Origin of the sequence: Streptomyces sp. NPDC049627 (assembly GCF_044465645.1) — a bacterium.
GTDB lineage: Bacteria > Actinomycetota > Actinomycetes > Streptomycetales > Streptomycetaceae > Streptomyces.
Window position 1 is genome coordinate 190,676 of the sequence record NZ_JBITLW010000012.1, and the last position, 9,668, is coordinate 200,343.

At 70.6% G+C, this 9,668-nt stretch carries 8 protein-coding genes and 1 pseudogene; 4 read left to right on the forward strand and 5 right to left on the reverse strand.

Going from position 1 to position 9,668, the window contains the following annotated elements; genetic code table 11:
• Positions 1-61: 61 nt before the first annotated feature.
• Positions 62-667: a carboxymuconolactone decarboxylase family protein gene (locus tag ACIBU0_RS30770; protein WP_398824919.1), complete on the forward strand. Its 606-nt coding sequence runs from the start codon at positions 62-64 to the stop codon at positions 665-667.
• Entirely contained in the window at positions 660-1,463 is an 804-nt protein-coding gene (locus ACIBU0_RS30775; protein WP_398824921.1) for an SDR family NAD(P)-dependent oxidoreductase, read from the forward strand. Before ACIBU0_RS30770 ends, ACIBU0_RS30775 begins: the two co-directional genes overlap by 8 nt.
• Before the next feature lie 72 nt (positions 1,464-1,535).
• Here ACIBU0_RS30775 and ACIBU0_RS30780 read toward each other — a convergent pair whose 3' ends face one another.
• Positions 1,536-2,195, reverse strand: a complete 660-nt coding sequence (locus ACIBU0_RS30780; RefSeq protein ID WP_398824923.1) for a TetR/AcrR family transcriptional regulator — start codon at positions 2,193-2,195, stop codon at positions 1,536-1,538.
• Between the two features lie 52 nt (positions 2,196-2,247).
• Positions 2,248-3,045: a maleylpyruvate isomerase family mycothiol-dependent enzyme gene (locus ACIBU0_RS30785; protein WP_398824925.1), complete on the reverse strand. Its 798-nt coding sequence runs from the start codon at positions 3,043-3,045 to the stop codon at positions 2,248-2,250.
• 283 nt (positions 3,046-3,328) lie between these two features.
• Between ACIBU0_RS30785 and ACIBU0_RS30790 the strand changes: the two genes are divergently transcribed.
• Together ACIBU0_RS30790 and ACIBU0_RS30795 are read left to right on the forward strand one after the other, a co-directional pair.
• Positions 3,329-3,772 carry a DUF485 domain-containing protein gene (locus tag ACIBU0_RS30790; RefSeq protein ID WP_398824927.1) on the forward strand — a complete coding sequence of 148 codons (444 nt, stop codon included), beginning with the start codon at positions 3,329-3,331 and terminating at the stop codon, positions 3,770-3,772.
• Positions 3,769-5,385 carry a cation acetate symporter gene (locus ACIBU0_RS30795; RefSeq protein WP_398824929.1) on the forward strand — a complete coding sequence of 539 codons (1,617 nt, stop codon included), beginning with the start codon at positions 3,769-3,771 and terminating at the stop codon, positions 5,383-5,385. The genes ACIBU0_RS30790 and ACIBU0_RS30795 overlap by 4 nt, the downstream gene beginning before the upstream one ends.
• Positions 5,386-5,446: 61 nt before the next feature.
• Here ACIBU0_RS30795 and ACIBU0_RS30800 read toward each other — a convergent pair whose 3' ends face one another.
• The 3 genes and pseudogenes from ACIBU0_RS30800 to ACIBU0_RS30810 form a co-directional block, all read right to left on the reverse strand.
• Positions 5,447-7,867: a SpoIIE family protein phosphatase gene (locus tag ACIBU0_RS30800; protein ID WP_398824931.1), complete on the reverse strand. Its 2,421-nt coding sequence runs from the start codon at positions 7,865-7,867 to the stop codon at positions 5,447-5,449.
• Positions 7,868-8,017: 150 nt separating this feature from the next.
• On the reverse strand, positions 8,018-9,295 hold the full coding sequence (locus ACIBU0_RS30805; RefSeq protein WP_398824933.1) for an ABC transporter substrate-binding protein: 1,278 nt from the start codon (positions 9,293-9,295) through the stop codon (positions 8,018-8,020).
• Positions 9,296-9,300: 5 nt separating this feature from the next.
• Positions 9,301-9,668: pseudogene (locus tag ACIBU0_RS30810) on the reverse strand (hypothetical protein); the annotation flags it as partial.

Genomic DNA, 9,668 nt, shown 5'->3' on the forward strand with positions numbered 1-9,668 from the left:
TTCACTTGCTAAGCGTTCAGCCAGTCTTTTAGGGTGAGCGCCTCGGACGTTGGAGGTCGCCATGTCACCGCGCCACGAATCCGCCCGGCAGGCCCGTCCGCGGCTGATGCCGCTCCCCGAAGAACGGTGGGATGCACGGACCCGGAAACTGCTGGCCACCGCACCCCAGGACCCCGGGGGCCGGGTCCCGAACATCTTCAGCACCCTCGTGCGCCATCCCGACCTCTACGAGCACTTCATGCCCTTCGGAGGCCAGTTGCTCCGCACGGGCCGACTGCCGGGAAGGCTCCGTGAGCTGCTGATCCTGCGCACCGCCTGGAACACCGGCGCCCGCTACGAGTGGGGGCGGCACCTCCCCCTGGCCAAGGCCGCGGGCGTCAGCGACGCGGATATCGACCGCCTCACCGCCGGAGTTGAAGCACCCGGTTGGACGGACGTCGAGCGGCACCTCGTCCGGGCGGCGGACGAGCTGAACCGCAGTGCACAGGTGTCCGACGCCACCTGGGAGGTTCTGGCCGATCACTTCGGTGACGCCGAACTGATCGAGGTCGTCATGGTGGTGGGGCAGTACCACATGGTGGCCTTCTTCCTGAACTCCACCGGCGTGGAGTTGGACCCCGGTTTCGACGGCGCCGGCTTTCCGGAGGGAGACCGGACCCATGAGTGAGGGACATCTGGAGCGACCAGCCCGTCGACTGACCGGCCGCAAAGTCCTGGTGGTCGGCGCGGGCACCCGCCCCGACGACGACCCGGGCGCACCGGTCGGCAACGGCCGGGCGATCGCCGTCCTCGCCGCCCGGGAGGGCGCCGATGTGGCCTGCGCCGACGTGGCCGCTCCGGCCGCCGCCGCGACCGCCGAACTCGTCGGCCGCGAGGGCAGGTTGGGCGTCAGCGTGGTGGGTGACGCCACGGAGGCCGAGCAGTCGGCCGCCATGGTCGCCGAGGCGGTTCGCGGGCTGGGTGGGCTGGATGCGCTGGTGGTCAATGTGGGAGTGGGTCTCGGCACCGGGCTGGAGGGCTCGTCGCCCGCGGACTGGGACCGGGTGCTCTCCCTGAATCTGCGTGCGCCCTTTCTGGCCGCCAAGCACGGTCTTCCGGCACTGGCCGACGGAGGCGCCGTCGTCTTCATCGGGTCCGTCGCGGGACTGCGCGCCGCCACCGGATCGCCGGCCTACGACAGTTCCAAAGCCGGCCTGTTCGGGCTCACCCGCCATGTCGCCAAGGAGGGAGGGGCTCGCCGGATCCGCGCCAACCTGGTCGTGCCCGGCCTGATCGACACCCCCATGGGTCGGCAGGCCTCGGCCGGGCGGGCGTCCCGGACGGCCTCGCTCACCCGCATCCCCCTGGGCCGCCAGGGCACCGCATGGGAGGTCGCGGAGGCCGTCACCTTCCTGCTCTCCGACCGCGCCTCTTACATCACCGGCCAGAGCCTCGTGGTGGACGGCGGCCTGAGCGCCGTATGACGCGCGGCGTCCCAGTCCCCGGCCGGCCTCGGCCGAGAGCGGCCGGGGCGGCGGGGCCGGTCGCCACGGAACTCAGTCGTCGCCCGGCGTCGCCGTGAGACCGAGCACCAGCATCTCGTGGGCGGCTCGTGCGATGTCCGCCAGCCGGGTGCGGGCCGAGTCCAGTTGATACTGCAGCAGCACTCCGCGAGCGATGCTCTCCACCAAGAACGCCTGCGCGACCGTATCCAGGTCCGGGCGGATGCTTCCGTCCGCGATCCCCCGCCGGATGTCGTCCTCGACGCCGCTGCGCACGAGACTGAGATGCTCGGCCATCAAGCCCTTGACCCCGTCGGCGCTGCCGACCGCCTCGACGAGCAGCACGAGCAACGCGCGCGCCCGCAGCCCCGGACCGGGCTCGGCCAGTCTGGCGAAGAACTGGTCGAGCTTGGCCAGTACGGCCTCCAGCCCGCTCATCCGCGCGTATCCGGGCTGCGCCCGGAGCACGTCGATGAACGTCTCGCGGATATCGGCGACCACGGCTTCCACGAGCCCCGCTTTGGAGGTGAAGTGGTAGTTGACCATGCCCCGGCTGACTCCGGCACGCTCGCCGACCTTCTTCACCGTCAGGCCGAGGTAACCCTCTTCGGCGAGGATCTCCACCGCCGCGTTCAAGAGCCTGCGCCGGGAGGCCTCTCGCTGCTCATCACGCTTGGTCGTGGGGCGTTCGGCTGCGGCGGTTGGTTCGCTCATCGGACCTGCAGTATGCCATTGACGGTTCGGCTCCCCGGCTCCGCGGCGGCAGTCAGAAGGCGGAGTTGGCGAACCAGTTGGCCAGCAGCTGCTCGTCACCGTCGTGTGCGAAGGCCTCTGCTTCGTAGGACAGGCGGCCGTAGACGAGCAGGAGCAGCTGGGCCGCGGTTCCCCGGACGGTCGCGTCAGCGGTGTCGGCGGCCGGGTGGGCCGTGTCCAGGCCGAAGCCGTCGGGTCGCAGGCGAACGAGCCAGGCTTCGTCCCCGTCGGTCGTGCGGAAGCTGATGGTCCTGTCCGGGCCGCGCAGGTTCGCCACCTTGGGGGCGAAGAGGGCGGCGAAGGGCAGGTTGACGAGGAACTCGTCGATCCCGTCCACGGCGGCCGGACGGTCGATGGCGGGCCGGAGGCCGAGTGCGAGTTCGGCGTCGACCCGGTGCAGCAGGGTCTCGAAAAGCATGCGGCGTGCCCAGAAGCGGGCGTGCCGGTCGGCGCCCCACGCCCACATCGGAAGGTTCGGGTCCGTGGCCGCGAACGCGTCCGCCGCCACGGTCGCGCTCTCGGCCAGCCAGTCGGGGTATCCGTCCTCCCGCTCCGGAAGCCGCAGATCCACCTCCCGCTTGCGCGGCGGCTCCTGGATGCGTGCCCGCAGCATGGCCGAGAACCAGCGCTGGACACTGCCTGTGTGCTTGACCAGGTCGGCGAGCGTCCAGCCGGGACAGCTGGGCACCGCTGTGGACAGGTCGGCGCCCCGGACCGCTGCGACGAACCGGGCGGTCTCCGCCGCGACCGCGGTGCGGTGATCGACCGGTGGGGCAACGGATGCGTGGTCGGTGCGGTCGGAGGTGTTCATTCGTGCATGCCTTTCGGAGAAGCCGCGGGTCAGAGCGCCGACACAAACTACTTGAGAATGTCGAAGCTGGTGCACTTCAAGCAATAACTGAGACCGTAGCCGCCAATACTTGAGACGGTCAAGTTTTCCGGCGTGCCGCGCGGCCGCTCCCCGGCCGGAGCGCCACATCAATTCCATAACGTGACCCCCGGTGGACTTACAGTCATACCATCCAGTCGGTATGGTGCGCGGACCCTCACCCCCGTTCACCTCGCGGTTCCGAGCCGCAGTGGAAGGCCAGACCATGACATACGCCGACGAGAACCGGTACCCACCCTCTGCACCGACGGGATGGCCGGAGTCGTACGGATACGACGCCCCGCGCCACGACTCGTACGCGTGGCAGGCCCCTTGGGACGCCCCCTACCCGCACGAGGATCACCGGCCCGATCCCGGCCTCGCCGCGCTGCGCTCGGCCTACCGCCTGCTGCGCCGGGTCGCCACGCTCACCGCGCTCGGCTCCTTCGTGGTGTATGTCGTGCTGTCCTGCTACGCGCCCGGACTGATGGGATCCGAGATCGCAGGAGAGCTGAGCCTGGGCATGGCTCTGGGCGTGCTCCAACTCGTCGTGACCTTCGCGGCGGTCTTCTGGTACGGACGCAGCGCACAACGCGCGGTGGATCCGTTGGCCCGCGCCGTCAGGGAGCAGGCGGTTCCCGCCGGCCGGAACGCGGGGGCAGCCAGATGACCGGCTTCAGCCACGAGACGCAGGCCATCGTCCTGGTCCTGTTCACCACGCTGGTCACCGTCACGCTGATGATGTGCGTGATGGCGGGACCGGACCGCGACGACCTGACGAACTTCTACACCGGCTACCTCTCGCTCACCCCGCTCAAGAACGGCCTGGCGATCGCGGGCGACTACATCTCCGCGGCCACCGTACTGAGCACCACCGGCATCGTCGCGCTCGCCGGCTACGACGGCTATGTCCTCGCGGTCAGCACCGCCCTGTCCCTGGTGCTGCTGATGTTCCTGTTGGCCGAACCCCTGCGCAACGCGGGCAGGTTCACCATGGGCGACGTCCTGGCCCGCACCATGCCCGGTCGGGCCGTGCGTATCGCAGCCTGTGTGGTGACGCTTTCGGCAACTCTGCCCTTCCTGGTCGTCCAGCTCTCCGGAGCCGGGTCGCTGCTCACCTTCATCCTGGGCATCCCGCACGCAGCGGGCGCCAGGACGGCGTGCATCGTCGTGGTCGGCAGCCTGATGATCATTTATGCGGCGATCGGCGGCATGCGGGGCACCGCGCTCATTCAGATGATCAAGATTGTGATCCTGCTCGGCACGAGCGCCGTCGTCGCCGCTCTCGTGCTCAACCGCTTCGACTGGAGCCCCGGCGAAGTCCTCCGGGCCGCCCAGCAGGGCAGCGGCGCGGGCCCCGCCTTCCTCCAGCAGGGCCTGCAGCTCGGCACCTCGGCGGTCGACCGGCTGGACTTCGCCGGCCTGCAGATCACCGTGGTCCTCGGGGTGGCCTGCCTGCCCCACATCACGATGCGCCTGTACTCCGCGCAGGACGTGCCGGCGGTGCGTCGCTCCATGTCGTGGGCGGTCGGCACGGTCACCACGTTCTGCCTCCTGGTGATCATCATGGGTACGGGTGCGGCGGCTCTGGTGGGCTCGCAGTACCTCACCGCGGCCGATCCGCAGGGCCGAACGTCGCTGCTCATGCTGTCGCAGATGCTCGGCGGCGCCCCGGACTCCGCGGGCGCGACGATCCTGTACTCGGCCGTGGCGGGCATGGTGTTCATCACCCTGCTGTCGTCGGTCGCGGGGATGACCCTGGCGGCGGCCTCGTCGCTCGCCCACGACCTGTTCGCCCACGCGGTGCGGCGGGGAGAGGCCGAGCCGCGTACCGAGATGACGGTGGCGGCGTGGACGAGCGTCGCCGTGGGAGTCGTGGCCATCGGGCTCGCCACCATGGTGCAGAACTGGGACGTCGGCGTGCTGACCACACTGGCCATCTGCATCGGGGCATCGGCGGTGGCACCCGCGCTCACCTACTCCCTGTTCTGGCGAGGGTTCACGCGCACCGGCCTGCTCGCCACCCTCTACGGCGGCGGCGCCTGCGCATTGCTGCTCATGGTCTTCTCGAAGGCGGTTTCGGGCACGCCGTCCGCCGTCTTCCCCGACGCCGACTTCGCCCTGTTCCCCATGCAGTCCACCGGACTGGTCTCCGTCCCGTTCGGCTACCTGGCGGGCTGGCTGGGCAGCCGTCTGGACCACCGGCACCGCGTCGCCGACAGCCGCGAGCACCGGCGACTGTACGAGGAGAACGAGGCACGGCTGCTCGCCGCGGCCGAGTGACCACGGCGGTGTGGGGGGCCGGCCGGCTCAGGCCCCCCGCTCCGGCCGCGGCGCGAGCGAGTCAGACGGGTGCGCCGGTCAGCGGTTGTTCGGTCCACACGGTCTTGCCCTCGCGGGTGTAGCGGGTACCCCAGCGGTCGGTCATCTGGGCCACCAGGAACAGGCCGCGCCCGCCCTCGTCCGTCGTACGGGCGCGCCGCAGGTGCGGGGAGGTGTGGCTGGTGTCGCTCACCTCGCACACCAGACGCCGTTCACGGATCAGCCGCAGGGTCGCGGGGCCACTGGCGTAGCGGTAGACGTTGGTGATCAGTTCACTGGCGATCAGCTCGGTGCTGAACGACAAGTGCTCCAGCCCCCATTCGATCAGCTTGGCGGAGGTCAGGGCCCGGGCCCGGGCGGCGCTGGCGGGCTCCAGCGGCAGATGCCAGGAGGCGACACTGTCCGGTGGCAGCTTGCGCGTGCGGGCGATCAGCAAGGCGACGTCGTCGCTGGGGCGCGAGGGCACGAGCGAGTCGACCACCGCTTGGCATGTCCGTTCCAGCGCGTCGCCGGGGCGGCTGAGCGCCGCACGGAGCCTGGCCAGTCCGTCGTCGGCATCGAGTTGGCCTTCACCGATCAGTCCGTTGGTGTACAGGCACAGCAGGCTTCCCTCGGCCAGTTCGACGTCCTGGGCTTCGAACGGCAGGCCGCCCAGGCCGAGCGGTGGGCCGGCGGGCAGGTCCAGCAGCGTCACCTGTCCGTCCGGGGCGGTCACGGCGGGCGGCGGGTGGCCGGCGCGGGCCATGGAGCACCGCCCGGAGACCGGGTCGTACACGGCGTACAGGCAGGTGGCGCCGACGACCTGCTCGTCCACGGGCCGCTCTCCGGCGGCTTCCTGTTCGGCCGCCAGGAGGTTGACCAGGTCGTCCAGGCGGGAGAGGACCTCGTCCGGTTCCAGGTCGAGGCTGGCGAGCGTGTGTACGGCGGTACGCAGCCGGCCCATGGTGGCGGCGGCGTGGATGCCGCGTCCCACCACGTCGCCGACGACCAGGGCGACCCTGGCCCCGGACAGCGGGATGACGTCGAACCAGTCGCCGCCCAGGCCGGGGGCCGCGCTGGCCGGCAGGTACCGCAGGGCCACCTCGACGGCCGACTGGTCGGGGACCGCGCGCAGCAGAAGGCTGCTCTGCAGGGTGAACGCGGTCTGCTGTTGCTGGGTGAAGCGCCGGGCGTTGTCGATGGCGACGGCGGCGCGTGAGGCGAGTTCCTGGGCCAGGGTGAGATCGTCCGCCTCGAAGGGATCGGGGCGGCGTGAACGCCACAGGGTCATCACTCCCAGCACCAGGCCCCGTGCGACGAGAGGGACCACGATCAACGAGTGGACGCCCAGGTCCGGAGTACGGGCCCCCTGCCGGCCTTCCGTCGAGAACCAGTCGGGCGGCAGAACCGGTTCCAGGACGGGCCGCCCCTCAGCCAGGCATCTGGCCTGGGGTGTGTCCGGCGCGAACTCCACCGGCTCGCCCTCGGGGTGGGGCGGGCCGGACTGCTGGGCACCGACGCCGCTGGCGCCCACGCGGACCACCGGCCCGGACAGGGGCCGCGCCAGTTCCTCACCGCGCGTCACCGGCTGAAGCAGGTCGACCGACGCGTGGTCGGCGAGGTGAGGCACCATCACCTCGGCGAGTTCCCGGGCCGTCTCCGCCACGTCGAGGGTGGTGCCGATACGGCCGCCGGCCTCGTCGAGGAGCGCGAGCCGACGCTGGGCGCGATGGCGTTCGGTGATGTCCTCGATCATCTCGGCCACGCCCAGGATGCGGCCGGAGGGATCCTCCATCGGGAACGAGGAGACCATCGCGACCCGCTCGCGGGCCGGATCCTGCTCCAGGCGCACGAACTGCTCGGAGTAGACCATCGGCCGTCGGGTGTCCATGACCTGGCGCACGCGGTCCACGGCTCTGCGTGCGTCGTCGGGGAGAAGGAAACAGCCGGTGGGCCGGCCCCGGAAGTCCGCCGCCGGGACGCCGCTGAAGCGTTCGATGGCCCGGTTGACCCTGAGCAGTCTCAGGTCGGGGCCGTGGACGACGAGGCCGATCGGGCACCGGCGGTACAGCCCGTCGAGAACCGCGCGGTCCCGTTGCCACTCCAGGACGTCGGCCGCGAGTGCCCCGGCGAGGAACCACTCACGGGCCCGGCCGTCACGCGAGAGCTCATGGGCCCTGAGCCCCATCGCCACGAGCCGCCCGTCGTGGTGCCGGACGTTGAGCACCCCGAACCAGCCGCCGGCTCTCCGGCACTTCCCCGCGGCTTCTCTGGCAGCCGGAAGATCGTGAGGATCGACGAGGACCTCGAAGGCCGGACGGCCGATCACAGCGGTGTCCGGATGGCCGAGCAGTTCCTCGGCCATCCGGTTCCATCCGACCACGACGCCCCGGTCGTCGAGCACCGCCAGGGCTGCGAGGTGCGGGGCGAACGGATCGTCGTGGCTTTCGCTGAGCTCCGTCATCCGCTTCTCCACCGCTGGACACCTCTTTGTCCCATTGAACCGGTGAGGCCACGGACTCGCCCGCCGCGAGGTACGGCGTGGCGGGCGCCGATGACGGGGCGGGGGCGGTCCCGAGGTGTCAGGGCATCGACCGGGACCGCCCCCGCCGGCTCACTTCGCCGGCGGGCCGAACTCCTTGCGGGTGTCCACCGGCTTGCCGAACAGCTGCCAGCGCTCGCCCTTGAAGCGCATCAGCTGCATCGTCTCGATCGGGAAGGCGTCGTCCGCCCCGGTGGAGAGGGTGACCCCGGGCAGCAGCATGCCCACCTTCACGTCCTTCAGGTCACGCACCGCGTCCCGCAGCCCCTCCCTGGTCGGGCACTTCATCGCGTCCAGCGCCTTGTGCAGGCTGGAGGCGACGGCCCAGCCGTAGGCGTTGAACTGGTTGGCCGGGTCGGAGTCGGGTGCGTACTTGTGCAGCGCGTCCGTGTACGCCTTCATCTCCGGGTCGTCGGCCCACTGCGGGTCGGCGGGGTCCTTGAAGTACGTCGCCGAGACCACGCCCTGGACGTTCTTGAAGCCGACGGGCTTGAGCACGGCGGCGGACGAGGAGACGTTGTTGACGATGTGCAGCGGGTTCCACTTGGTGTTCTTGGCGTCGGCGGCGAGGGCCTGGCTGCCGAACTTGGGCGTGGTGATGTTCAGCAGCACGTCCGCCTTGGAGCGGGCGAGGCTGGTCATCTGCGCCGAGACGGAGGGGTCGGTGACCTCGTAGCTCTCCTCGGCGACCACCTTGACGCCGCTGCCGGCGACGGCCTCCTTGAACCCGCCGAGCAGGTCCTTGCCGAAGTCGTCGTTCTGGAAGAGGACGGCGACCTTGGCCTTCGGCTTCTCGTCCTTGAGGTACTTGGCGTACACCCGCGCCTCGGAGACGTAGTTCGGCTGCCAGCCGATGGTCCAGGGGTGCTTGTCGTCCGTGCCCCACACGGAGGCACCCGTGGCGACGAAGGGCTGCGGCACCTTCTGCTGGTTGAGGTAGTCCCAGACGGCTGCCGTGGACGGGGTGCCCAGGCTCTGGAACACGGCGAAGACCTTCTCCCGCTCGACCAGTCTGCGGGCCTCCTCGACCGCCTTGGGCGGCTGGTAGCCGTCGTCGCGGACGGTGAACTCCACCTTGCGGCCGTCTATGCCGCCGTGGTCGTTGACGTGGTCGAAGTAGGCCGCCACGCCCTTGCTGATCGTGCCGTAGGCGGAGGCGGGTCCGGACAGCGGGTAGATGCCGCCCAGCTTGATGGTCTTGTCGGTGATGCCGGTGGTCTGCTGACCCTTGCAGGCACCGTCGGCTGCGGTGTCCTGGGAGTCCTGCCCGCGCTGGCTGCTGCAGGCGGTCACGGTGAGCAGGGCGGCGGCAGCGGCCGCGGCCGCCCGCACAGCGGTGGTCTTGCGCATGTGAGTCATTCCTTTTCCGTGCGGGGCGGTGCGCCCACGGGTTCGGCATCGGCAACTGCGGGATCCGCGGGGGTGTCCGTCGCGGACGATTCGGGGGCGGCCGGGGAATCCGAGTCCGGCTGTGCATCAGGGGCGGAATCCGCCGGTGGATTCGGCTCCGCATCCGGCGCGGAATCGGCCGAGGCGGCCGGCTCCACATCCGGCGAGGAATCAAGCGAGGCAACCGACCCCACATCCGCCACGGAATCAGCCGGGGCACTCGGCCCCGCATCCGCCACGGAATCGGCCGAGGCGGCCGGCTCCACATCCGGCGAGGAATCAAGCGAGGCAACCGACCCCACATCCGCCACGGAATCAGCCGGGGCACTCGGCC

Coding starts and splice junctions, on each gene's coding strand:
- ACIBU0_RS30770 (WP_398824919.1), top strand. CDS start 62: ATGTCACCGCGCCACGAATCCGCCCGGCAGGCCCGTCCGCGGCTGATG.
- ACIBU0_RS30775 (WP_398824921.1), top strand. CDS start 660: ATGAGTGAGGGACATCTGGAGCGACCAGCCCGTCGACTGACCGGCCGC.
- ACIBU0_RS30780 (WP_398824923.1), bottom strand. CDS start 2,195: ATGAGCGAACCAACCGCCGCAGCCGAACGCCCCACGACCAAGCGTGAT.
- ACIBU0_RS30785 (WP_398824925.1), bottom strand. CDS start 3,045: ATGAACACCTCCGACCGCACCGACCACGCATCCGTTGCCCCACCGGTC.
- ACIBU0_RS30790 (WP_398824927.1), top strand. CDS start 3,329: ATGACATACGCCGACGAGAACCGGTACCCACCCTCTGCACCGACGGGA.
- ACIBU0_RS30795 (WP_398824929.1), top strand. CDS start 3,769: ATGACCGGCTTCAGCCACGAGACGCAGGCCATCGTCCTGGTCCTGTTC.
- ACIBU0_RS30800 (WP_398824931.1), bottom strand. CDS start 7,867: ATGACGGAGCTCAGCGAAAGCCACGACGATCCGTTCGCCCCGCACCTC.
- ACIBU0_RS30805 (WP_398824933.1), bottom strand. CDS start 9,295: ATGCGCAAGACCACCGCTGTGCGGGCGGCCGCGGCCGCTGCCGCCGCC.